Below are 23,780 nucleotides of genomic sequence, written 5' to 3' on the forward strand. Positions count from 1 at the left end.
CTCGGACCCGAGAGCGGAGGATGCGGGATTTGAACCCGCGAGGGCTATTAACCCAACCCGCGTTCCAGGCGAGCGCCATAGGCCACTAGGCGAATCCTCCGCCGCCATGGTAACCGAGTGGGTCCGAGCACCTCCTTATCGGCATCGAGCCCGGTACTAGACTCGCGGTGGACCCCGTGCGGCGTCCATCCTGTGAACTCCCCCAGGGCCGGAAGGCAGCAAGGGTCAACGGGCTCTGGCGGGTGCGCGGGGTCCCCCAAGTCCCAGCTCGATGGTGGCCGGTCGCAGGAGCTGCCCACGGCGTTGACGGTGAAAGGGCGCATGGTGTCGTTCCATTGCCTCACCCGTGCGGAACTAGCCAGGTTGCACGCGCGCTATCAGCAGGAATACGCCGAACTGCAGGCCAGGAAGCTGGCGCTGGACCTGACCCGCGGCAAACCGTCACCTGAGCAGCTCGACCTGTCCAACGCGTTGTTGAGCCTGCCCGGGGCGGACTACCGCGACGGGGAGGGAACCGACACCCGCAACTACGGCGGCTTACACGGCCTGCCCGAGCTGCGGGCCATCTTCGGTGAGCTGCTCGGCATTCCGGTGCCCAACCTGATCGCAGGCAACAACTCCAGCCTGGAGATGATGCACGACGTCGTCGTGTTCTCGATGCTGTACGGGGGTGTGGACTCGCCGCGACCATGGAAAGACGAACCGGGCATCAAGTTTGTGTGCCCCGTCCCCGGCTATGACCGGCACTTCGCAATCACCGAGTCGATGGGTATCGAGATGATCCCAATCCCGATGCGCGAGGACGGCCCCGATGTGGACCTGATCGAAGAACTCGTCGCGGTCGACCCCGCGATCAGGGGGATGTGGGCCGTACCGGTGTTCGCGAACCCCACCGGCGTCACCTACTCGTGGGAAACAGTTCGCCGGCTCGTCCAGATGCGGACGGCGGCAAACGATTTCCGGTTGTTCTGGGACAACGCGTATGCGGTTCACACGCTGACGTTGGAGTTTGTCCGCCAGATCGATGTGCTCGGGCTGGCCGCCAAGGCCGGCAACCCCAACCGGCCCTACGTGTTCGCGTCCACGTCGAAGATCACCTTCGCCGGCGCTGGCGTCAGTTTCTTCGGTGGGTCGCTGGGAAACATCGCCTGGTATCTGCAGCATGCCGGCAAGAAGACGATCGGCCCGGACAAGGTCAATCAGCTGCGGCATCTACGGTTCTTCGGCGACGCCGACGGCGTGCGTCTGCACATGCTGCGCCAGCAGCAGCTACTGGCGCCGAAGTTCGCGTTGGCACTGGAGATCTTGGACAAGCGACTGCGTGATTCCAAGATCGCTACTTGGACCGAGCCGAAAGGGGGTTACTTCATCAGCCTCGACGTGCTGCCCGGCACCGCTCGGCGCACCATCGCCCTGGCGAAAGACGCCGGTATCGCGGTCACCGAGGCGGGTGCGGCCTTCCCCTATCGAAAAGACCCGGAGGACAAGAATATCCGAATCGCACCGACGTTCCCTTCGATACCGGACCTGCGCAACGCGATCGACGGGCTGGCGACGTGTGTGCTGCTGGCAGCGACTGAGGCACTGCTGTCGGGGGATTAAGCATCGTCGGCGGGCGAGGTTTGTCGTGCCCGTCTCCTCCCCGGACCCTGCGGGTCCGCGTCGTCGGCGGACCGGGCTTATCGCGCCCGTCTCCTCCCCGGACCCTGCGGGTCCGCGTCGTCGGCGGGCCGGGCTTATCGCGCCCGTCTCCTCCCCGGACCCTGCGGGTCCGCGTCGTCGGCGGGCGTGGGTAGCCTGCTGAGCGTGGCCCTCTACCGCAAGTACCGGCCGGCGACCTTCACGGAGGTGGTGGGGCAAGAGCATGTCACCGAACCGCTATCGAACGCGCTGGCAGCTGGCCGGATCAACCACGCGTACCTGTTCTCCGGGCCGCGCGGCTGCGGCAAGACATCTTCGGCGCGCATTCTGGCTCGGTCGCTAAACTGCACACAAGGACCCACACCCACCCCGTGTGGTGTTTGCGAATCCTGTGTCGCATTGGCGCCCAACGGACCCGGCAGCATCGACGTCATCGAGCTTGACGCGGCCAGCCACGGCGGCGTGGACGACACCCGCGAACTGCGGGATCGCGCGTTCTACGCACCCGCGCAGTCGCGCTATCGCGTTTTCATCATCGACGAAGCGCATATGGTGACCACGGCCGGGTTCAACGCGCTGCTCAAAATCGTGGAGGAACCGCCTGAGCATCTCATTTTCGTGTTCGCCACCACCGAACCGGAGAAGGTCCTGCCGACGATTCGATCGCGCACCCACCACTATCCCTTCCGGTTGTTGCCGCCGCGCACCATGCGCGCGCTCGTCGAACGGATCTGCGAGCACGAGGGCGTCGTGATCGACGACGCGGTCTACCCGCTGGTGATCCGGGCCGGCGGCGGTTCACCCCGCGACACGCTGTCGGTGCTCGACCAGCTGCTGGCCGGCGCCGATGGTGATCGGGTGAGTTATCAGCGGGCGTTAGGGCTGCTGGGCGCCACTGACATCGCGTTGATCGACGAGGCCGTCGAGGCGCTCGCCGCCGACGACGCGGCCGCGTTGTTCGGAGCGGTCGAGTCAGTGATCGATGCTGGCCACGATCCCCGCCGATTCGCCACCGACCTTCTTGAACGGTTCCGTGATCTTCTTGTGCTACAAGCGGTTCCCGACGCCGCGGCCCGCGGTGTGGTGGACGCGCCCGAGGACGTGCTGGAGCGGATGCGCGATCAAGCGGCCCGTCTCGGGCGGGCCACACTGACCCGGTACGCGGAGGTGGTGCAGACCGGACTGGGTGAGATGCGCGGTGCGACTGCGCCGCGGTTGCTGCTCGAAGTGGTGTGCGCGCGCCTGTTGTTGCCGTCAGCCAGCGACAGCGAGTCGGCATTGCTGCAACGCATCGAGCGGATCGAAACGCGGTTGGACATGTCGATACCCGGGAGCGCGAAAGCGCCGCCGTCGCGCAGCGGCGAATCCTCCGGGGAGCCGGGCCCAGCCAAGCGGACGAAGGGCGCTCAGCCCCGGGGTAACCCCGCTCGCGCGCAGACCCCCACTCCGGCAGCAACCGCCGGCGAACCCGACGCCGCAGCGGTACGAACGATGTGGCCCACAGTGCGCGACAAGGTGCGGCAACGCAGCCGCACGACCGAGGTGATGCTTGCCGGGGCCACTGTGCGGGCAGTAGAGGGCAACACACTGGTGTTGAGCCACGAATCAGCGCCGCTGGCCAAACGGTTATGCGAACAACGCAACGCCGATGTGATCGCTGAAGCTCTCAAAGACGCTCTAGGCGTGGACTGGCGGGTCCGGTGCGAGACCACCCACCCGGCACCGGCCGATGCAGACCCCGATCAGCGAGTCGACGAGGACAGCATGCTATCCGAAACCGGCCGTGACGACTCGTCGGCAACGCGTCGCGACCCCGAAGAGGTTGCGCTGGAGTTATTGCGAAATGAGTTAGGCGCGCGGCGCATCGAGCACGACCAACCGCGGTAAAGGCGAGGCCGGGTGGCCCGGGGTGGGTCGCGTGACCGGTAACAACCACTCACTCGCAACGGCCCGTTAAGGCAGCAGGCTGGAGACGTCGACGACGGGGCTCGCAGCATCGAGGGCGGCGATCAGCACGCCCTCGCCGACGGCGGCGATCTCGAAGAGTCCCGCCAGCGGCAGCAGCGCGACATCGGCCGCGAGGGGCAGGCCGATCGCGTCGAGCAGGTGGCCCTGGCCGAGCTCATCAGCGAAGATGGCCGCGTCCTCGGCCGGAAGCGTCGTGGTCACGGCATTGACGATGTCGGCGGTCGGCAGCAAGGTTCCGTACAGGTTCGAGGACGCATCGCTGAGCGCGTTGACGATCCCGCTGACGGTGTCCGAGGTGGTGGGCAAGGATATGTCTTCGGAGGCTACGGCGGTGAAGTAGGGGGTCTCCACGAGGGTCAGCAGCGGATTGTTGGCCAGGGACAACAACTGGGACGGGTTTTGAAGGTCGCTCAGCGCATGGTGGATACCTTCTGTGGTTCCCGTCACCAGCAGAGCGGGGACCCTCTCCAGGTCGGCGAGGCTGGGAAACAGCCCCGCCGGGGTCGGCACATTGGCGTCTGCGTTCACCCAGCCGTAGTCGGGGTTGCCGTAGCCAAGGTTCACCAGCACTTGCAGGTCCGGTTGCAGCAGATCGGCGACAACCGGACCGATCACCGGTATTGAGCGCACCGGGTCCAACAGCGGCAGATCCGCGGTCGGAATTATCCAGTAGGTGGTAGCGCCGTCGTAGCCGCCAGAGGTGGGTACTTCCACCGCACCCTGGAGCTGATACGACGTGAGATCCGGATACTGCGTATGCACGAAAAGGATGCCCAGGAGGGCGTTGAGATCGGAGAGAAGATCGATCGGGTACCTCGGGAAGTCGGCGAAACCGTCGTATTCTCCGGTGTAGATGGTGGTCGGGTATTCGCTAACCGGTGTCGCGCCGTTGAAGGTGACACCCAGACTCGGAATCGTCGGATTCGAGCCGGGCGGAAGGTCGAGGCGTTCAAGCATACCGCCGTTGGGATTGTTGGGGTCGCCGATCAGGACGAAGCTGAGCTGCCCGGGGGTCGGGTCGATGGCCGCAGTTCCGTTGGCGATGTCCGCCATTTCCTCGGTGGCGATGACCGCGCTCTGAGAGTAGCCGAAGACGGTGACGTCGTGCCCGTCGGTGAGTTGCCCGGCGATGGCGTTGTTGAGGATCGTGACACCTTCGGCCACCGACTGATTCAGCGTCAGCCCCTTCGGGCCGCCGATGATGGGGTACAACCCCTCGGGGGTGGCCAGGCCCTGGGTGGCGCAGGCGGGCGGATCGCAGTTCACATAGAGCTCGTTGACGTCCTGGATGTAGCTCGATGGCGGGATCGGGATCCCGCTACCGCCCATGATCAACGCAGTGTCGTCTTGACCTAACGCGAACGCGGCGGTGAGCAGCGAGGCGAGCGCCATCGCCCCACTACCGCCGCCGGCCACTGCGCCAAATCGCAGCCAATCCACACCGTGACCGTTCATCGGAGTCCGCCTGTCAGTGCCTGGTGCCGGGAAACTATCACGCCGGGTGATGCGGGAGGCCGCAGCTCAGACTTCCCCGTCCGCGGAACCTTCAGGCGCAATTTGCTGAGTCTGCACCATCGGGGCTTGCCGGGTCCACGCTTAAGCCGTGAGCAGGCTAATCGAGATCGGTGCAGGCGTCGCCGCCGCCGTTGGACTCAGCACAGCACCGTCACCTCACTGGGCTGCCCCGTGTTTCCCGGACTTCGAATTTGACTTCCATTTATGCTACCAGCTGTGAATTCATGTATCGGTTGCGGACTTGGTGACGTGTCCGATAGCCGAGTGCCGAGTGCATTCTGCGTCGCTTGTCGAACAATTCAATGGAGCATGGGATTGTCTTCCTCTGCTTTCTCCCGTGTCGGATAGACCTGTGGTGGACGCGTTCGTTCTTCACACTCGCGAAAAACGATTCCGCGAGAGCATTATCCCAACAGGTCTTCACATTTCTCGTTGCAGAATGTCTTGCCGCTGCGTTATCTATGCACTAACGTTAAATTCTCTTGAGAAAAGCCCTTCTGCTGCGCGGGAAGGTCGACAAGTAATGGCGCATCGTAGTTTCGGGAAGCACAAGTGGGCGTCGTGGAAGGGGAGGGCGCAGCGGTGTCGACGTGTCGTGGGGACTACCGCGGCGGTGAGTGCGTTCCTGGCGTCGGGGTGGGCGCCGCTGGCTTGTGGGCCCACGGCTCGTGCCGATGTGTTTGACGCGGTCATTGACCAGGTCCTCGATGCGATTACGGGTTCGTGGGCCGGTCTGGCTGGTGTGTCCGGGGCGGTTTCGGAGTTCGGTGGTCTGGGTGGGGGTGCCGCCGGTGTGGGCTCGATGGCGGCCGGTCCGCTTAATGGCTGGGTGCAGGGGCTTGAGCAGGATTGGATTAACAGCGGATTGGGCCAGCAGGTGGACACTGTGCTCAATAGTTGGTTCACCCTGGTCGATCCCACCAGTGGTGCGTGTGGGTTGATCTGTAACGGCACTGATGGGGTCGATGGGGTAGGCGGCGGGTTGATCTTTGGTGACGCCGGCAATAGTGCGCAGCCGATGAGTCAGAACTTGCTGGTTGATCCTGGCTTCGAAATGGCCGACCCGTCCGCGTCGGGCTACAGCGGGGTGACCATTCCGGGCTGGACCGAGACCGGTACCCCGACTGTGATCGCGTACGGCACCCTGCGTGGTTATCCGTCGCCGTTGTCGTTTCCGTTCCCGAAGTTGCCGGCTTTTCTGGGTTTTCCGCAGCACGCGCCTGCGGGCACCCCCGCCGGCGATGACGTTTTCGCCGGCGGCGGACCCGTTGCCACATCTAGTATCAGTCAAACTGTCGATCTCACGGGCGCAGCCGGGACGCCGTACACGCTGAGTGCAGATCTCGGTGGCCAGGGCTTGAACCCGTCGTATGCCTCGGTGCAGGTCACCTTCTTCGGTTCGAATGGGAACGTTTTGGGCACCGGCTCGCTTAGCCCGGTGACGGTGTGGGATCGTCTGGGTATCACCGGTTTTGAGCAACGAGACATCAGCGGGACGGTCCCGGAAGGTACCACCTCGGCGCAGGTAACCACGATCTTCCACGACGAAAACCCGTTCCTTGGCAACTACAATGGCGCCTACGCCGCCAACGAGTCGTTTACCGTCGGCGATCCAAACCTCACCGCGGCGACCCTCACCCCACCGGTGTCCGACGTTGGCCACCTCGATCACGTGTTCCTGATCTACCTGGAGAACAAGGGTGTCGGCGACATCGTCGGCAGCCCTAACGCGCCGTATATCAACAACCTGATCAAGACAGAAGATTTCGACAGCAACTACTTCGCGCTGGGCCACCCCAGCGATCCCAACTACATCCGGGTCATGGGCGGCTCGGGCTTCGGCATCGACTACAACCCCGACACCGACGTCGTCACTGCACCCAGCCTCATGCAAGAAATGGATCAGGCGGGTATATCGTGGGCCGGCTACGAGCAGGGCATCGCCCCGGGCACCGTCATCACGCCGCAGGACTCGGTCGAGGCTACCCCCTTCGGTCTATTTACCTACGTCTACGACAACACCCCAGCCTACCTGCAGGAACACATTGTCCCGCAGGCGGATTTGTCCAGTGCTCTGCAAAACCCGAGTACCTTCCCGTCATTCGCGTGGGTCGAACCCGATGAGGCCAACAACATGGAAGGCCCTGTCAATACTTTTGGTAGCGCTCTGCAGTGGCTTATCAGCCAGCTCACGACGCACCAGTACAACATCGCAGCCGGCGACCAGTACCTCCAGCAGACGATATCCACTATTGAGAACTCGCCGACGTGGACTGACCCGAACGAGAAGGATGCGATATTCATCACGTGGGACGAGGACTTCAACAACCTGTCCCTGGGCATCGATAACCAAGGCAACAACGTTCCGCTGATCGTCATCCCGAACCAGGGCGCCGTGACGGCTGGGGATATGCAAGCCGGCCCCTTTACCACCGACGCTTACTACAACCAGTACAGTCTGATGGCCACTATCGAGGACGCTTTGCGCACTACGCCAGGGACTCTGGCCCCGCTGACCGCCAACGACATGTACGCCCCACCCATGAACGCGTTCTGGAAGTAATGGTCGGCTCCGGGCCCACGTTGGCCATTAACCTCGATGGATCGAGGTTTGCTTGGTAGCTTAGGGCTGCCACCACGGCCGCAGCGGCAGACTGTCATTACCGCGTTGGTCGACCTTGCTGGCCAGCACGTGATGCAGTTGAATCTTATTTTGCTCGAAGCCCACTCGAGAAGCCGCCATGTACAAGCCCCATATTTTGGCGGTGGGCAGACCCACCTCGGCGACCGCCTCATCCCAGTGTTCGACGAGGTTGCGACACCAGTCACGCAGCGTCATCGCATAGTGGTGGCGGAAGTTCTCAGTGTGCAACACCTCGAAACCGACCTCTTGGATCTCGGTGATGACGCGGCCCGAGCCGGTCAGCTCCCCGTCGGGGAAGACATAGCGATCGGTGAAGTCCCCACCCCGGAAAGTCGACCTGTTGTTGTGCCGGGTGATGCAGTGGTTGAGCAACAGCCCGCCGGTGCGCAGCTTGGACTTGAGGAAACCGAAATACGAAGGGTAGTTCTTCACCCCGATGTGCTCGGTCAGCCCGATCGAGGAAACGGCATCGAATCCGCTTTCCGGGACGTCGCGATAGTCGCAGTGACGCACCTCGGCAAGGTCGGCAAGGCCCTCCTCGGCGATCGCCTTTTGCGCCCATTTCGCTTGTTCGGCTGAGAGCGTGGCGCCGATAGCGCGAATCCCGCGGCGGGCCGCGTAGCGCACCATGCCACCCCATCCACAGCCGACGTCGAGAAGCCGGTCACCCGGTTGGAGCCGCAATTTGTCGAAGATCAGCCGGTACTTGTTTTCTTGGGCTTCCTCAAGTGTGGCGTCGGGATGTGGGTAGACCGCGCACGTGTAGGTCATCGACGGGCCCAGCACCCATTCGTAGAAGGTGTTGGAGACGTCGTAGTGGTGATGGATGGCTTCGGCATCGCGTGTCTTGCTGTGCCGAAAACCCTCGGTGATCCGGCGCCAGCGCGGCAGCGCCTCTTGCGGCGGCGGCGCGACCGGAACCAGGTGCTGCACACCGATGGAGCGGACAATGCTGGCCAGCAGCCGCGGCGACGGCCGTTTGAAATCAAGTCTTTCGGCCATCATTTTCAGCAGCTCGTAGGGATCGCCGGGGTGCACGCCGCGTGCTTCAAGGTCACCCGAGATATAGGCGCGGGCTAGCCCGAGCTCACCGGGGGCGGTCGCCAGGTAGGTGGTGCCGCGCGGAGTCAACAGGTCCAGACCCAGCACGGCGTCCTCGGGTCCGGCGGAGCTGCCGTCGTACGCGGTAAACCGCAGTGGCGCCTGGCCGCTGCCGGTCAGGGTCGCCAAGATTTCGGCGAGGCCCAGTTTGCCCGCGGTGTATGTGTGCTCCCTGGTCGTCGTCATCGTCGTTGCACCGCCTTTGCATAGAGATCCAGGAGACGCGAGTCGGGGTCGTAGGTCTTCTTCACCGTCTTGTAGGTCTCGCCACCGTAGAGTTCGTCGAACTCCTCACGGCTGTAGTAGGAGTCCGAATACAGCGATTTGTGCCCCTCGAGCTCCGCGACCTTCTTCTCAATCCGCCGGTTGGTCGCGCCTTCGGTGGCACCCGCCGGCACCGAGGACCAGAACCCGATGTTGACGTAAGTATGGTCTGGACGGATCGGGTACAGCGGCCAACCCTCCCGGTCACGCAGCCGCAGTGGGCACAGCCAGATCGGCGTGATGGGGACGGTGTCTAAAAACCACTCCAAGAACTCGACGCAGTGTTCGATCGGGACCTCGATGTCTTGCACCACTCGTTCGCGGGGGGGCCGACCTTTGCGTTTGTCGATTCGGTCGCTGATTCCGAAACGCTGATCTAAGGCCACCAGCTTCCAGTAGACGCTGCTGCGCCGGTAGCGCCGTGGCCACACACGCCGCACCCGCGGGTTTTGCGCCCCGAACGAACGTGAACACCAAAACCAGTCGGTGTCCCATCGCCAGAAATAGTCGTGGATTGTCAACCGGTCTTCTTTCAGACCCGTGCTGTGCTGGATCGACCGGTAGTAGATGTCCTGGCCGGTATAGTCGCTGACCGGCCCGGGTGTGCTGGTGCGCACGCCCACGCACAGATAGCTTTCGTCGGCGCTGAACACCACGCCGTCGAGGTAGTCCACCGGGACGCCGTCGAAGCCCTTCGTGTCGATGATTCGGTCCATCGCCGCTGCCATCTCGGCCAGCGAGTGGAAGCGGGCGTGCCGCAGTGCCACGAACGGGGTGACAGGCTCCAACTCGATACGCAGTCTCGTTGAATAACCCAGTGTGCCATAGGAATTCGGAAAAGCGCGGTACAGGTCGCTGTGTTGTTCGCGGGAGACGGTGAGCAATTCACCGGTGCCGGTGAGGACGTCCATCTCCAGTACGGACTCGTGGGGCAGGCCGTTGCGGAACGAGGCGGACTCAATACCCAATCCGGTCACCGCGCCGCCCAGGGTGATGGTCTTCAGCTGCGGGACCACCAGCGGCGAGAGCCCATAGGGCAGCGTGGCGGCCACCAGGGTTTCGTATGTGCACATACCGGCCACGTCAGCAGTGTGAGCCTCGGGGTCGATTGCTACGACATGTGTCAGTCCCGAGGTGTCGAGGCCGGGAGCGTTGCGTTTAACACGTGCGCGGAACAGGTTTGACGTGGGCTTGGCAAGCCGGACGGACGCCGTCGCAGGAATGGCACGATAGCTCGCCAACAACCGCTCGACACCCGCCGCGTGGGCCGCTGGTCCGGCTACAGGAACAGCCACCACATATACCCTAGTCCTCGACAGCAGCCGGTGCAGCCGAACACGGCATCGCTGCGATCACAAGTCGCTGCGACCACACATAGAGGAGCCTCGTCTGATGGGACAGATCAGTGCCGCCAGCACCACGATGATCAACGTTCAGCCAGCGGCTGTGCTCGACGCACTCACCGACTACCAAAATTTCCGCCCGAAAATCCTGTCATCGCACTACAGCGACTATCAGGTGCTGCGCGGGGGCACAGGGCAGGGCACGGTTGCCCAATGGAAGCTGCGGGCAACCAAATCCCGTGTGCGCGACGTGCAGGCGAGCGTCGACGTCGCCGGGCACACCGTCATCGAAAAGGATGCGAACTCGTCGATGGTGACGAACTGGACCGTGGCTCCGGCCGGCGCGGGTTCCAGCGTCACGGTGAAGACGACATGGACCGGCGCCGGCGGGGTCAAAGGTTTTTTCGAGAAGGTCTTTGCCCCCCTGGGACTGAAAAAGATCCAGGCCGAGGTGTTAGCCAACCTGAAGAAGGAACTTGAACGTTAGCGGCACATGTGGCCGCTGCCCGTCGCTGGGCTGGTGGGGTCTGTGCACGAAGCCCGGCGCTAGCCGGCTTGGGCCTGAGCGGCCAGGAACCCCGCAATACCGCGAACGACGGCATCGGCGTATTTCTGGCGCCCGGCGGGGGTCTCCATCAGCGCCGAATCGGCGGGATTCTTCATGTTGCCCAACTCGACCAGGATCGCTGGATACTGCGCCAGGTTGAGTCCGGCCAAGTCCGAACGCCCGTAGAGGCCGTTTTGACCAATGTAATTAGCCGGCGGAATGCCGGAGGCCTGCAGCTGGTCGCGCATGATGCGCGCGAACTGCACCGAGGGACCGGCCTGAACCTGGTTGAGCGGGGGCGCCGAATAGTTGACGTGGAAACCGCGCCCCGTCGGTGGGCCGCCGTCGGCATGGATGGACACGATAGCGTTGGGGTGCAACGCGTTAGCCATAGCGGCGCGCTCGTCAACGCAGGGGCCAACCGAGCTGTCGTCGCCGCGTGACATGGCGGTTCGGGTGCCCAGCGCATTCAACGCGGCCCGGATCCGCAGCGTGGTGTCCCAGGTGAAGGTGTGCTCCTGGTAACCGTTGGTGGTTGAGGTCCCGCTGGCCTGGCAGTCTTTGGTGCCGCCGCGTCCGGTGGGTACTTGACGCGCGATGGATGCGTCGTTAGCCCCGTTATGGCCGGGGTCGAGGAACACGATGCTGCCGGCGATACTGGCGGGGACGGCGGTCGCTGCGGGCAGGGTTGGTGTCGAGGCGGCGACAAGTATGCCGCTGGCCATCGCGAATCCGACACGCAGGCAAACTGGTACGCGCACCGTGCCACCGTAGCCCCGGCCGTCTACGCTGGATGTCTCGAACCGCCGCAAAACCGCGAGGCGAAACCAAGTCGAGACCACAACGCAAGGGGATTGTCATGCAACCCGGAGCTCAGCCGGATATGTCAGCGTTCCTGGCCCAGGCGCAGCAGATGCAGCAAAAGCTGATCGAGGCCCAGCAACAACTGGCTAATACCGAGGTGCGCGGTCAGGCTGGCGGGGGCCTCGTCGAGGTCACAGTGAAGGGCAGTGGTGAGGTAGCGGCGGTGAAGATCGATCCCAAGGTCGTCGACCCGGACGACGTCGAGACCCTGCAGGATCTGATTGTCGGCGCCCTCGCTGATGCGTCCAAACAGGTCACCGCCATGGCGCAGGCGCGGCTGGCGCCGTTGGCCAGCGGGATGGGCAGCGCGCTGGGTATGCCGGAGTCCTGATTTGTTCGAAGGACCGGTTCAGGATCTGATCGACGAACTCGGGAAACTGCCGGGTATCGGGCCGAAGAGCGCGCAGCGCATCGCTTTCTATTTGTTGTCGGTGCAACCGCCCCAGATCGACAGGCTGAGGGAGGTGCTGGCGAAGGTTCGCGACGGCGTGCGCTTCTGCGCGGTGTGCGGCAATGTCTCCGACAACGAGCGGTGCCGGATCTGCGCTGATCCTCGCCGGGACGGCTCTTTGGTGTGCGTGGTCGAGGAGCCCAAAGACGTCCAGGCTGTCGAGCGTACTCGTGAATTCCGTGGCCGCTACCACGTGCTGGGCGGCGCGCTGGATCCGCTGTCCGGAGTTGGGCCCGAGCAGCTGCGGATCCGTGAGCTGCTGCACCGGATCGGCGAGCCGGTCGACGGGGTCGAGGTCACCGAGGTGATTATCGCCACCGACCCCAATACCGAGGGTGAAGCGACGGCCACCTATCTGATGCGGGTGCTGCGCGATATTCCGGGCCTGACTGTGACTCGGATCGCGTCCGGGCTGCCGATGGGCGGCGACCTGGAATTCGCCGACGAGCTGACCCTCGGTCGCGCGCTCACCGGCCGCCGGGTGATGGTGTAGGCCGCTATTTACCAGCCGCTCAGGCCCGAAGCCGTTCGCGGCGCAGCAACTCCACCTCAGGCAGCTCCAGCGGTGCCAGCTCGCCAACAACGCGGCTCAGCAGCAGGTCGGCGAGCTCCGGGTTGCGGGCCAGGCACGGACCGTGCATGTAGGTGGCGATCACGGTGCCCTGCACCGCACCGTCGAAGCCGTCACCGGCACGGTTGCCGGCACCTTTGTGCACCGCGCCGAGCGGCGAGGCCGCGGCCCCCAGCACCGTGCCGCCGCGGTGATTCTCAAATCCGGTGAGCAGCGTGGTCAGGCCCGCCGACAGTGGCCTGCTGACCAGTTCACCGATCGTGCGCACGCGTTGCGGTGAAGTGGTCACATCAAGCAGGCCCACGCCCTCGACCCGTTCACCCGACGATGTTTCGTACCATTGCCCGAGCACCTGGATCGCCGCGCAGATCGCCAGCACCGGTGCGCCCCGGGCGGCGGCACGCTGCAGCCCCGGATACCGGCGGAGATGCCGGGTGGCCAGCCGCTGCGCGTAGTCCTCCGCGCCACCCAGCGTGTACAGGTCCAACGACTCCGGTACCGGGTCGGCCAGCGTGATCTCGACGATCTCCGCGGGGATGCCGCGCAGCCGCAGCCGCTGCCGCAGCACCACGGCGTTGCCGCTGTCGCCGTAGGTGCCCATCACGTCGGGCAGTACCAGCCCGATACGCAATGTCGAGTCAGCCGTCTTTTTCATTTCAGCCGCACCAATTTTCGTTGCAGCTGCAAAAACGCGGTGTAATTGGCGACGACCTCCACCTGCCCCGGTGGGCATGACGCGATGGCCGCGAGAGGGTCGTGTACCAGCGTGTGCGGCACCCCTGCATACGTCAACCGGACCGCCAGGTCGGTGCCCCGCTCGCCAGCGGCTACCACCGAGGTGTGTGCGAAATGCTCGAAGTGTACGTCCCAGAGCCATGAGAGGTCTTCGCCGTCGGGCACCCGCCCGTTGACCGCGATGACCACCCCTCCGGCCTGCTTGTCCACCATCGCGAGAGCCTGCTGCCAGCCGGCGGGATTCTTGGCCAGCAGCAGCCGCACGGTATGTGCGCCGACGCGGATGCGCCGGTAACGTCCAGCGACCTCGTCGACCTGCGATACGGCTGCCACCGCTGCGGCAGGGTCGGCACCCAAAGCGACAGCGGCCGCGACCGCCTGGGCGGCATTACCGCGGTTCACCGAGCCGGGCAGCGCCAGCCGCATCGGCAGCGCCAGCCCATTGGGACCGTAGAGCATGTCCTCGTCGAACCACCAATGTGGGCTGGGCCGTTTGAAATCCGTTCCCGTGGAATGCCAGTGGCCGTTTTCGCGGACGATTACCTCGCCGCTGCGCGGGCAGCTGACTGAGTCGCGTGACCACGCACCGCCCGCGGCCACCCACACCACCTCGGCGCTGTCGTAGGCGGCCGAGGTCATCAACACGTCGTCGCAGTTGGCGACGATGACGGCCTTGGGATGTCTGGCCAGTCCGGCGCGCAGTGTGCGTTCGATGACGTTGATCTCACCGACGCGGTCCAACTGGTCGCGCGACAAATTGAGCAGGGTGATGACAGCGGGTTCGACAGCGTCGGCGACGTGCGGAACATGCATTTCGTCGACTTCCAAGACGGCCAGCTTGGCATCACGGTCTGCGGCGAGCGCGGCCACCAGACCGGCGTCCATGTTGGCGCCCTCGGCGTTGGTGGCCACCGCGCCCAATCCGCGCAGCGCGGCGGCGGTCATCCGGGTTGTGGTCGACTTGCCGTTGGTGCCGGTGACGAGGACAGTGCGCCGACCCGCACCGAGCTGACGCAGCACCGAGCGGTCTAGTGCCAGGGCCACCAGCCCGCCGATCATCGCCCCGGCGCCGCGCCCGGTGACCCGTGAGGCCCACCGTGCGCTGGCTCCGGCGGCCAGGGCCAGATGTGCGCGGGTGGTGATCACCCGCGCAGTTTAAGTTCACGACACGGCACGCAGCGAGCCGTTGATATCGCGCCGTGACGTGCCATGCTCAAGCTATGTGGACACTCCTGCGGCAATCCGGGGAATGACCTGGGGTCGGCCGGCTACGGATCCCAGCGAGGGCTGGGCTGTCGTCGATGTCGAGACATCCGGCTTTAAGCCTGGTCAGGCACGGATCATCAGCCTGGCTGTGCTGGGCTTGGACGCCGACGGGCACGTGGAGAACTCTGTTATCAGCCTCCTCAACCCGGGAGTAGATCCTGGCCCTACTCATGTGCACGGCCTGACCGCAGCCATGCTGGAAAACCAGCCGCGGTTCGCCGACATCGTCGCTGATGTGGTCGAGGTTTTACGTGGCCGCACCCTGGTCGCGCACAATGCCGCGTTCGACTATGCGTTCTTGGTCGCCGAAGCCGAGATGGCCAACGCTGAACTCCCGGTCGACACCGCCATGTGCACGGTCGAGCTGGCCCGCCGGCTAGACCTTGGCGTTGACAATCTGCGGTTGGAAACGCTCGCCGCGCACTGGGGGGTAAACCAGCAGCAGCCGCACGACGCGTTCGACGACGCGCAGGTGCTGAGCCGGGTGCTGCTTGCGGCGGTCGAGCGCGCTCGCGACCGTGGCGTGTGGCTGCCTGTGCGTCCGGTGACGCGCCGTTACTGGCCCAATGGCCGGGTCACCCACGACGAACTGCGACCGTTGACGGTGTTGGCATCGCGGATACCGTGTCCGTATCTCAACCCTGGCCGATATGTGCGGGGCCAACCGCTGGTCCAGGGTATGCGCGTGGCGCTTGCTGCGGAGGTGAAGCGGACCCACGAGGAGCTCCTCGAGCGGATTGTGCACGCCGGGCTGGCCTATACCGCTGTCGTCGACTCGGAAACCTCGCTGGTGATCTGCAATGAACCACATCCCGCACACGGCAAAGGCCTATTGGCTCGTGAGCTGGGTATACCGGTGCTCTGCGATGCCCAGTTCATGGAATGTGTCGGCGAAGTCGCCGCCGGCACCGGCGTGACGGAATTCGCCGAAGTGATCGGCGTCGACCAGCAGTACGCCTTGTTCTGATTAGCCGAGCGCTTTGGCCTTCAACGATTCGAACTCGGCTTGAGTGATGGTGCCGGCGTCGAGCAGCTCCTTGGCGTGGGCGATCTCCTGGGTCGGCGAGCGGCCTGCGACATCGCGGATATAGGCGTCGGTTTCCCGCTTAGCCGCAGCGGCAGATTCGCGTGCCCGAATCGCCATGCCCTCCCCGCGCGCGATCAGGTAGACCAATGCAGTGAGGTATGGAAAGACGATGAGGAACACGACCCAAATGGCCTTGACCCAGCCCGACGTCTGGTGATCACGCCAGAACATGTCGACAACAATGTTGAACAGGATCAAAAGATAGGCGATGAACGCGAAAATCACGATCGCCGACCACAGGAAATCCCAGAACGTATGCCACACGTTGGCTGCTCCTCACCTTCGACTGTGGCGGTCAGTCTAGTAGCGACAGTTCCGCCGCAGTTCAGCCGCGGCAGGCGCGGTTCACCGCCGACACTACGGCCCGCAATGAGGCGGTGGTGATCGACGGCGCGATGCCCACACCCCAAACTGTGCGCCCGCCCTGAAACCCGGGGTGAGGACCTGCGTCGCCCGGCTGCGCCGCGCTTGCCATCCTCACGGGGGGTTCGGGGTGAGGACCTGCGTCGCCCGGCTGCGCCGCGCTTGCCATCCTCACCACCGACGCTTCGACGTAGGCGGCGGCTTGTGCTTCCTCGCCCGCGGACATCGCGTGCTCGGAGTAGTCCAAGACGTGGACGAGGAAGCCAACATGGCTCAGCGCGTCGACGAATGCGGCCAGCGGGCCGTTGCCGGTGCCGCTGATCTCGGTCTCCACTCCATCGACCTTGACGACGGCTTCGATACGGTCCGTGCCTCCGTCGACCTCCGAGGCGATCACACGCTGTTTCATCCGCTCCAGTGGCCACACCGGCGCGAGGTACTCCTCGGCAAACGCCTCCCACATCTCCTTCGGCGAGACCTCTCCACCCTCCCCATCGGCGATCTTCTGGATCACCTGGCTGAACTCGATCTGCAGCCGGCGCGGCAGCGCCAGACCGTGATCGGTCTTCATGATGTAGGCCACCCCGCCCTTGCCGGACTGGGAATTGACCCGGATCACCGCCTCGTAGGTGCGGCCAACGTCGCGCGGGTCGATGGGCAGATACGGAACCTGCCACAGCATGTCGTCGACATCCGAGTCGGCCTCGTCGGCCGCGACCTTCATCGCGTCCAGCCCCTTGTTGATGGCGTCCTGGTGGCTTCCGGAGAAGGCGGTATACACCAAGTCGCCGCCGTACGGGTGACGCTCGTGCACCGGCAGCTGGTTGCAGTACTCCACGGTGCGCCGGATCTCGTCGATGTTGGAAAAATCGATCTGCGGGTCGATGCCGCGGGAGAACAGGTTCAGCCCCAGCGTCACCAGACACACATTGCCCGTGCGCTCACCATTGCCGAAAAGGCAGCCCTCAATTCGGTCAGCACCCGCTTGATAACCCAATTCGGCGGCAGCGACTGCGGTTCCGCGGTCGTTGTGCGGGTGCAGGCTCAAGATGACAGCGTCGCGGCGGGCCAGGTTGCGGCTCATCCACTCGATCGAGTCGGCGTAAACATTGGGCGTGGTCATCTCCACAGTGGCAGGCAAGTTGAAGATGATCGGGTTGTCCGGCGTCGGTTCGATGACGTCGCCAACCGCATCGCAGACCTGTTTGGCGTACTCCAGCTCAGTGCCGGTGTACGACTCCGGGGAGTATTCGAACCGCCACTGTGTGCCGGGGTACTTGGCAGCCTCGTCGAGGCATTTACGGGCACCCTGCACCGCGATCTCCTGGACAGCGGCCCGGTCGGCGCGAAACACAATGCGCCGCTGCAGGATCGACGTCGAGTTGTAGAAGTGCACGATCACTTTCGGCGCGCCTTCGCATGCTTGGAAAGTGCGCTCGATCAGCTCTGGGCGGCACTGGGTCAGCACCTGAATAGTGACATCCTCGGGAATCGCATCGTGCTCGATGATCTCCCGGACGAAATCGAAATCGGTTTGGCTCGCCGACGGGAAGCCGACTTCGATCTCCTTATAGCCCATGCATACCAGCAGGTCGAACATGCGCCGCTTACGGGCCGGGCTCATCGGGTCGATCAGTGCCTGGTTACCGTCGCGCAGATCCACCGCGCACCACAGCGGCGCGCGGTCGATGACCTTGTCGGGCCAGGTGCGGTCGGGCAGGCTGATGGGTTCGACTTCCTCAGCAAACGAACGATACCGGTGAATCGGCATGCTCGAGCCGCGCTGCGGGTTCCACGCCGGCTGACCGGGATTAGGTGGGCCTCCGGGTTGGGTGATGCTACGAATCGACGTGAACGCATCGGGGGTGTTGACCGGGGGTGGGGGAAAGCTAGTCACGGTGATTGCTCCGTAGATAAGGGGACCTCAGACCGGCGCATCACACACGCCCGCGACGGGAAGCCGGTCTGGATCAGACCCCGTCGCGGCGTCCGAGGAGGAGCACCCGCTGCACGTTATGCACTCTACCGCGCCCGATGCCGCTGCCAAAGCCGCAGGCTGGCCCGGCCGGGGTGTACCGTGGCCGGTTTTGCCGGACGTGTCGCCGCTGATCCATCGACGAACGCCGGTCAGGAGGAGCAAGCCGATGGCCGGATTTGCGACCACGATGCCGAGCCCGGCCGGGCCAGGGCAGGGATCCGCGACGCGGGCGCACGCCTGCCGGCCAGCCCACCTGACCTAGATGCGCCCAGAGTGAACGACACGACGGCGATCCGGCGTGTCGCGTCGCAAGGTTCACAGTCGGCGATCGACTTGCCCGGCTCGGATCGTTACCGGCGCGTCGGTGTCCGGGCAACGGCCCGCGTCGTGACGAGGTGGGCCCACGTATTCTGTTGTGGACCTAAACCCCAGCGATGCTGGCGAATCCGAGAGGGTAACGAGGGGAACAGTGGCGCTCGTCGTGCAGAAGTACGGCGGATCATCGGTGGCCGACGCCGAGCGGATCCGTCGGGTGGCCGAGCGCATCGTCGAGACCAAAAAGCAGGGAAACGACGTTGTCGTCGTGGTCTCCGCGATGGGCGACACCACCGACGGTCTGCTCGAACTGGCCCAGCAGGTATGCCCCGCGCCGCCTCCGCGTGAGCTGGACATGCTGCTGACCGCCGGTGAACGCATCTCCAACGCGCTGGTGGCCATGGCCATCGAATCGCTAGGCGCCCATGCCCGCTCGTTCACCGGGTCGCAAGCCGGTGTTATCACCACCAGCACCCACGGCAACGCGAAAATCATCGACGTCACGCCGAGCCGTTTACAAGACGCACTCAACCAGGGTCAGATTGTGTTGGTCGCCGGCTTTCAGGGCGTCAGCCAGGACAGCCGCGACGTGACCACGCTCGGCCGCGGCGGCTCGGACACTACCGCGGTCGCGTTGGCCGCGGCGCTGGGCGCCGACGTCTGCGAGATTTACACCGACGTGGACGGCATTTTCAGCGCAGACCCGCGGATTGTGTCCAACGCCCGCAGACTGGAGACCGTCACATTCGAGGAGATGCTCGAGATGGCGGCCTGCGGCGCGAAGGTACTCATGCTGCGCTGCGTGGAATACGCTCGCCGCTACAACATTCCGGTACACGTCCGTTCGTCGTACTCGGACAAGCCGGGCACTGTCGTCACCGGATCGATCAAGGACAAGCCCATGGAAGATCCCATCCTGACCGGAGTTGCGCACGATCGCAGCGAGGCGAAGGTGACTATCGTCGGCATCCCCGACATCCCCGGCTACGCGGCCAAGGTGTTCCGGGCGGTCGCCGACGCCGACGTCAACATCGACATGGTGTTGCAGAACGTGTCCAAGGTGGAAAACGGTAAGACCGACATCACGTTCACCTGTTCCCGCGACAGCGGACCTACCGCGGTGGCCAAACTGGATTCGCTCAAAGACGAAATCGGTTTCACCCAGGTGCTGTACGACGATCACATCGGCAAGGTGTCGCTGATCGGGGCCGGTATGCGCAGCCATCCCGGGGTCACCGCGACATTCTGTGAAGCGCTGGCCGGGGTGGGGGTCAATATCGAGCTGATCTCCACGTCGGAGATCCGGATCTCGGTGCTGATCAGAGACACGGAGGTGGATAAGGCTGTGCTCGCACTGCACGAGGCGTTCGGTCTCGGGGGTGAGGAGCGGGCGACCGTGTATGCGGGGACGGGCCGCTAAATGGCGCCCACCGGCCTGGCGATAGGGATCGTGGGCGCCACCGGCCAGGTAGGGCAGGTGATGCGCACGTTGCTGGAGGAACGGAATTTCCCGGCCACCAGTGTGCGTTTTTTCGCATCTGCCCGCTCCCAGGGCCGCAAACTCGCGTTCCGCGGGCAGGATATCGAGGTCGAAGACGCCGAGACCGCCGACCCGACCGGACTGGACATCGCGCTGTTCTCAGCGGGTGCGGCAATGTCGCGGGTGCACGCACCGCGGTTCGCCGCGGCCGGGGTGACGGTGATCGACAACTCTTCGGCATGGCGCAAAGATCCCGACGTGCCGCTGGTGGTGGCCGAGGTGAACTTTGCACGTGACGCCCGGCATCGGCCTAAGGGCATCATCGCCAATCCCAACTGCACGACGATGGTCGCGATGCCGGTGCTCAAAGTGCTGCACGACGAAGCGCAGCTGGTGCGCCTGGTGGCGTCGAGCTACCAGGCGGTGTCCGGCAGTGGCGTAGCCGGGGTGGCTGAACTGGCCACCCAGGCACGCGCGGTCATCGACAACGCCGAGAAGCTGGTGCATGACGGCAGCGCAGTGGAGTTTCCGACGCCGAAAACCTATCTCGCGCCGATCGCCTTCAACGTGGTCCCGCTGGCGGGGGGGTTGGTTGACGACGGCTCAGGAGAGACTGACGAGGACCAGAAGCTGCGCTACGAAAGCCGCAAGATTCTCGGGATCCCGGACCTGCAGGTCAGCGGCACCTGCGTGCGAGTGCCGGTGTTCACCGGCCACTGCTTGTCGATCAACGCCGAGTTCGCCCGGCCGCTTTCACCCCAGCGGGCCCGTGAGCTGCTCGACAACGCGCCGGGCGTGACACTGGTTGACGTGCCGACACCGCTCGCCGCCGCCGGGGTCGACGAATCGCTGGTCGGGCGGATCCGGCCTGACCCGGGGGTGCCCGACGGGCGCGGCCTGGCGCTTTTCGTCGCGGGCGACAACCTGCGCAAAGGGGCGGCGCTCAATACCATCCAGATCGCCGAGCTGCTGGCCGACGAGCTGTGATCCGCGGGTGAGCTCGGCCTACCCCCGCCGGGTCACCCGGTGTTCGCTGACAGCTGCGTCGGTGGCGTGTTTGCTTGTGCCGCAGACTCTTTGGGTGGCGAAAGCTGATCCGCCCGCTCCCCGGCCGGAGCCAATCGTGCAGCCGCTGGCCCCGGGCGAGGTGATCCGGATCGGACCGGCCGCGGGCACCGGCACACCCACCCGCGAGTACGGCATCGGCGCCACCGACCTGTGCGAGTTCATGGAGTTCCCCACCGAAGTGCTACAGGTCTGCGGTGATAGCTTCGCCGGCCAGGGTGTCGGGTTCGGTCCCTGGTTCTCCCCGATCGCGTTGCATGTGGACATGTCCTCGGTCGATGACCCGGCAGGGGTGCGCTACACCGGGGTCACCGGTGTCTGGGAGCGGCTGCTGGCTGAGCCCACGCCGCCGGGAGAGTCACAGCTACCCGCTGGGGTAGTGCAGATTAACCGGCAAAACTATCTACTGGTCACCACCACAAGAGAGCTGGTGCCACTGAATTCCCGTCTGGTGAAAGCCGAAGTAGCGCACGGTGATTGGGAAACCGTAGCGGGGTCGGTACGGGAAGCGTCCTACCAGAACGGTCGACAATCGCAAATCAGCGGCTACTATGACCCGCTGCCCACCGCTGACTCCCCCAGGGGGTGGGTCTACATCGTGGCCGATAGCTTCGACCGCAGCCAGCCCGTGGTGCTCTACCGGGCCACGCCTGAGGCGTTCACCGACCGGTCCCGGTGGCAGGGCTGGGCCTCCGGGCCGGACGGCGGTTGGAACAAACCTCCGACGCCCTTGTGGGGTGATCACGTGGGGGAGATGAGTTTCAAGCAGGTTGAAGGCAAAGCGGTGCTGTCATATTTCAACGCCACCACCGGCAACATGGAGGTTCGGGTGGCCAACGATCCGACATCGCTGGGGAGCGCGCCGGTCACCACGGTCGTCCAACACGACGAGTGGCCTGAGCCCGCAGAGAGCCTGCCCCCACCGTATGACAACCGGCTCGCCCAACCCTACGGTGGCTACATCTCACCAGGTTCGACGCTGGACGAATTGCGGGTGTTCGTCAGCCAGTGGAATAACGTTGATCCACGAGCCCGCGCCCCATACCGCGTCATCCAGTTCGCGGTCAACCCGTATAAGCCCGACTAGCAGCCCGGCGGTCAACCTCAGCGGGTGTTGCTCATAGCCAGTACATAACCAGTACATAGCTGTCACTAGTGTTTGCTGGGGCATTATTCGAGGCATGACTGAAACACCAGAACCCACCACCAGGCGGACTGCCGCCACGCCAGCGTCTGCGGATGCGGCAGCGCAAAAGCCGAACAGGCTCTATCAGGCCGCGGCCTGGGTCGCGATCATTGCCGGAATCGTGTTCATCGTCGCGGTCGTCTTCTTCAGCGGATTTGCACTCGGCAGACACACCGGACCGCACCGCTATCACCACCATCACCGGCACCACCACGCCCTCGTTGAGCCGGGCCACCCACACCGTGGGCCCGGGTCTGCCGCTCCCGGCGGCCAGCATCGGGTGACTCCGGGACCCGGCCAGTTGCCGGCGCCTGTTGCGCCTCCCCCCGCTCCGTCGACCCCGTGAACAGGTTTCGCGCTTGACGAGCCCCACGGGGCAGTGTCTGAAGAGCCGGCCCGGCGCGTGCAAAATAGCGCCGGGCCGCGCCACGAGTGTCGCCGGTCGCGCAAGGCTGAACCCGCGGATGATCGCTCACAGTAGTTTCCTAGCGGGAACACTGGCACGGCCGTGAGGGGCCTTGCCATGATGCGAAATATGAGCCAAGTACCCGAACCGTCGATGCCGTCGACTCCCGCCACGGTGCCACCACCGCTGGGGGGTCCGCCGGCCAAACCGGACAGGCTTTATCAGGTCGCGGCGTGGATCGTGATCGTCTCAGGCATCCTGCTCATCGGCGTGCTCGTGCTGTTTCTCGTCTGGATGATCGGATAGCCGGCCGCACCGCCGCCGGGCTCAATCCCCGGCACAGCTTCCGGATCTCGCGGGCCGAGACACCGCCCGGTGGTCGACAACATCACCAGCCACCATCGCGATCGGCTTCGCAGTGACCTCGATTCACAGCGATTTCATGCCTGGGGAGCTTTTGGTGTCCGTCATGCATGGGCATGATTCAAGGCATGACCGAAACACCTGAACCGTCGGCGCAGCCGACTCCCCCCGTCCCGGCTGCGCCACCGTTTGCGGTGCCGCCGTATCCGGCGAAGCCGAGCAGGCTCTATCAGTTCGCGGCGTGGGTGGTGATTGTCGCCGGCATCGTTTTCATCGTGGCGGTGATCTTCTTTACCGGGGCGCTCGTTGCCGGGCACGACCAATATCGCTACCACCCGAACCACCATGGGGTATTCGGTCCGGCTGGCTCAGGTGGCGGGCCGCCGCCTGGGGCGGGCCAGTGGTTATTCGTTTTCCCCGGTGGGCCAGGGATGGGGCAGGGCGGGCCCGGTGGTCCACCGATGATGCCGATGATGCCGGGTGGACCCGGTGGTCCGGGCATGGGCCCGGGCATGGGCCCGGGTATGGGCCCGGGCATGGGACCGGGGGGCATGTCTCCGACGGCCACGCCGCCTACCACGCCTTCGTCGCGTCCCTGACCTGTCCGCAGCGATGCGGGCGTGGTAT

General features: G+C 64.7%; 21 protein-coding genes, 1 tRNA gene and 1 other RNA gene. 13 read left to right on the forward strand and 10 right to left on the reverse strand.

The genetic code is table 11. The features are described 5' to 3' along the window. Positions 1 to 14: 14 nt before the first annotated feature. A tRNA-Ser gene (locus tag G6N08_RS07055) sits at positions 15 to 100 on the reverse strand. Positions 101 to 165: 65 nt separating this feature from the next. On the opposite strand from G6N08_RS07055, the gene ffs reads away from it, so the two are divergent. The 3 genes from ffs to G6N08_RS07070 all read left to right on the forward strand — a co-directional run bounded on the left by ffs (position 166) and on the right by G6N08_RS07070 (position 3,528). After that, an RNA gene (ffs, locus tag G6N08_RS07060) (signal recognition particle sRNA small type) lies at positions 166 to 262 on the forward strand. 59 nt (positions 263 to 321) lie between these two features. Beyond that, positions 322 to 1,602 (forward strand): aspartate aminotransferase type Ic, encoded by a 1,281-nt coding sequence (locus G6N08_RS07065; RefSeq protein WP_371868965.1) that lies wholly within the window; start codon positions 322 to 324, stop codon positions 1,600 to 1,602. Between the two features lie 204 nt (positions 1,603 to 1,806). Continuing rightward, the gene (locus tag G6N08_RS07070) at positions 1,807 to 3,528 is read left to right on the forward strand and encodes a DNA polymerase III subunits gamma/tau (protein ID WP_163755562.1); all 1,722 of its coding nucleotides are present in this window, start codon (positions 1,807 to 1,809) and stop codon (positions 3,526 to 3,528) included. A gap of 66 nt (positions 3,529 to 3,594) precedes the next feature. Here G6N08_RS07070 and G6N08_RS07075 read toward each other — a convergent pair whose 3' ends face one another. Next, on the reverse strand, positions 3,595 to 5,064 hold the full coding sequence (locus G6N08_RS07075; protein WP_163755564.1) for a PE-PPE domain-containing protein: 1,470 nt from the start codon (positions 5,062 to 5,064) through the stop codon (positions 3,595 to 3,597). Between the two features lie 262 nt (positions 5,065 to 5,326). Beyond that, positions 5,327 to 5,548 (reverse strand): integrase core domain-containing protein, encoded by a 222-nt coding sequence (locus tag G6N08_RS21295; RefSeq protein WP_163755567.1) that lies wholly within the window; start codon positions 5,546 to 5,548, stop codon positions 5,327 to 5,329. Positions 5,549 to 5,647: 99 nt separating this feature from the next. Between G6N08_RS21295 and G6N08_RS07085 the strand changes: the two genes are divergently transcribed. Next, entirely contained in the window at positions 5,648 to 7,687 is a 2,040-nt protein-coding gene (locus G6N08_RS07085) for an alkaline phosphatase family protein (protein WP_218033347.1), read from the forward strand. A gap of 60 nt (positions 7,688 to 7,747) precedes the next feature. On the opposite strand, the gene G6N08_RS07090 is transcribed toward G6N08_RS07085, so the two are convergent. Then, the gene (locus G6N08_RS07090) at positions 7,748 to 9,055 is read right to left on the reverse strand and encodes a class I SAM-dependent methyltransferase (protein WP_163755571.1); all 1,308 of its coding nucleotides are present in this window, start codon (positions 9,053 to 9,055) and stop codon (positions 7,748 to 7,750) included. Further along, the gene (locus tag G6N08_RS07095) at positions 9,052 to 10,431 is read right to left on the reverse strand and encodes an FAD-binding oxidoreductase (RefSeq protein WP_371868966.1); all 1,380 of its coding nucleotides are present in this window, start codon (positions 10,429 to 10,431) and stop codon (positions 9,052 to 9,054) included. Before G6N08_RS07095 ends, G6N08_RS07090 begins: the two co-directional genes overlap by 4 nt. A 94-nt stretch (positions 10,432 to 10,525) precedes the next feature. On the opposite strand from G6N08_RS07095, the gene G6N08_RS07100 reads away from it, so the two are divergent. Next, the gene (locus tag G6N08_RS07100) at positions 10,526 to 10,963 is read left to right on the forward strand and encodes an SRPBCC family protein (protein WP_163755572.1); all 438 of its coding nucleotides are present in this window, start codon (positions 10,526 to 10,528) and stop codon (positions 10,961 to 10,963) included. Between the two features lie 59 nt (positions 10,964 to 11,022). Here G6N08_RS07100 and G6N08_RS07105 read toward each other — a convergent pair whose 3' ends face one another. Continuing rightward, positions 11,023 to 11,748, reverse strand: a complete 726-nt coding sequence (locus G6N08_RS07105) for an Rv3717 family N-acetylmuramoyl-L-alanine amidase (RefSeq protein WP_163756818.1) — start codon at positions 11,746 to 11,748, stop codon at positions 11,023 to 11,025. A 134-nt stretch (positions 11,749 to 11,882) separates the two neighbouring features. Here G6N08_RS07105 and G6N08_RS07110 point away from each other — a divergent pair, with 134 nt between their 5' ends. Further along, positions 11,883 to 12,218 (forward strand): YbaB/EbfC family nucleoid-associated protein, encoded by a 336-nt coding sequence (locus tag G6N08_RS07110; protein ID WP_163755574.1) that lies wholly within the window; start codon positions 11,883 to 11,885, stop codon positions 12,216 to 12,218. Position 12,219: 1 nt separating this feature from the next. After that, positions 12,220 to 12,831 (forward strand): recombination mediator RecR, encoded by a 612-nt coding sequence (recR, locus tag G6N08_RS07115; protein ID WP_163755576.1) that lies wholly within the window; start codon positions 12,220 to 12,222, stop codon positions 12,829 to 12,831. Positions 12,832 to 12,850: 19 nt separating this feature from the next. On the opposite strand, the gene G6N08_RS07120 is transcribed toward recR, so the two are convergent. Next, a complete protein-coding gene (locus tag G6N08_RS07120) occupies positions 12,851 to 13,564 on the reverse strand; it encodes a type 1 glutamine amidotransferase (RefSeq protein ID WP_163755578.1) in 714 nt (237 codons plus the stop codon). Beyond that, a complete protein-coding gene (locus G6N08_RS07125; RefSeq protein WP_163755580.1) occupies positions 13,561 to 14,790 on the reverse strand; it encodes a Mur ligase family protein in 1,230 nt (409 codons plus the stop codon). Before G6N08_RS07125 ends, G6N08_RS07120 begins: the two co-directional genes overlap by 4 nt. Positions 14,791 to 14,893: 103 nt before the next feature. Here G6N08_RS07125 and G6N08_RS07130 point away from each other — a divergent pair, with 103 nt between their 5' ends. Next, positions 14,894 to 15,877, forward strand: a complete 984-nt coding sequence (locus G6N08_RS07130; RefSeq protein ID WP_246216707.1) for a DEDDh family exonuclease — start codon at positions 14,894 to 14,896, stop codon at positions 15,875 to 15,877. On the opposite strand, the gene G6N08_RS07135 is transcribed toward G6N08_RS07130, so the two are convergent. After that, a complete protein-coding gene (locus G6N08_RS07135; RefSeq protein ID WP_174813259.1) occupies positions 15,878 to 16,261 on the reverse strand; it encodes an SHOCT domain-containing protein in 384 nt (127 codons plus the stop codon). Between the two features lie 61 nt (positions 16,262 to 16,322). Beyond that, entirely contained in the window at positions 16,323 to 18,206 is a 1,884-nt protein-coding gene (gene leuA / locus G6N08_RS07140; RefSeq protein ID WP_371869004.1) for a 2-isopropylmalate synthase, read from the reverse strand. A gap of 601 nt (positions 18,207 to 18,807) precedes the next feature. Here leuA and G6N08_RS07145 point away from each other — a divergent pair. The 5 genes from G6N08_RS07145 to G6N08_RS07165 all read left to right on the forward strand — a co-directional run bounded on the left by G6N08_RS07145 (position 18,808) and on the right by G6N08_RS07165 (position 23,752). Further along, positions 18,808 to 20,073, forward strand: a complete 1,266-nt coding sequence (locus G6N08_RS07145; RefSeq protein WP_163755583.1) for an aspartate kinase — start codon at positions 18,808 to 18,810, stop codon at positions 20,071 to 20,073. After that, positions 20,074 to 21,120 (forward strand): aspartate-semialdehyde dehydrogenase, encoded by a 1,047-nt coding sequence (locus G6N08_RS07150; protein ID WP_163755585.1) that lies wholly within the window; start codon positions 20,074 to 20,076, stop codon positions 21,118 to 21,120. A 7-nt stretch (positions 21,121 to 21,127) separates the two neighbouring features. Further along, on the forward strand, positions 21,128 to 22,285 hold the full coding sequence (locus G6N08_RS07155) for a DUF4185 domain-containing protein (protein ID WP_218033349.1): 1,158 nt from the start codon (positions 21,128 to 21,130) through the stop codon (positions 22,283 to 22,285). 634 nt (positions 22,286 to 22,919) lie between these two features. After that, entirely contained in the window at positions 22,920 to 23,096 is a 177-nt protein-coding gene (locus G6N08_RS07160; RefSeq protein ID WP_163755587.1) for a hypothetical protein, read from the forward strand. A 185-nt stretch (positions 23,097 to 23,281) separates the two neighbouring features. Beyond that, positions 23,282 to 23,752: a hypothetical protein gene (locus G6N08_RS07165; protein WP_170301269.1), complete on the forward strand. Its 471-nt coding sequence runs from the start codon at positions 23,282 to 23,284 to the stop codon at positions 23,750 to 23,752. The last annotated feature ends 28 nt before the right edge of the window (positions 23,753 to 23,780 follow it).

This window comes from Mycobacterium botniense, assembly GCF_010723305.1.
Taxonomy (GTDB): domain Bacteria; phylum Actinomycetota; class Actinomycetes; order Mycobacteriales; family Mycobacteriaceae; genus Mycobacterium; species Mycobacterium botniense.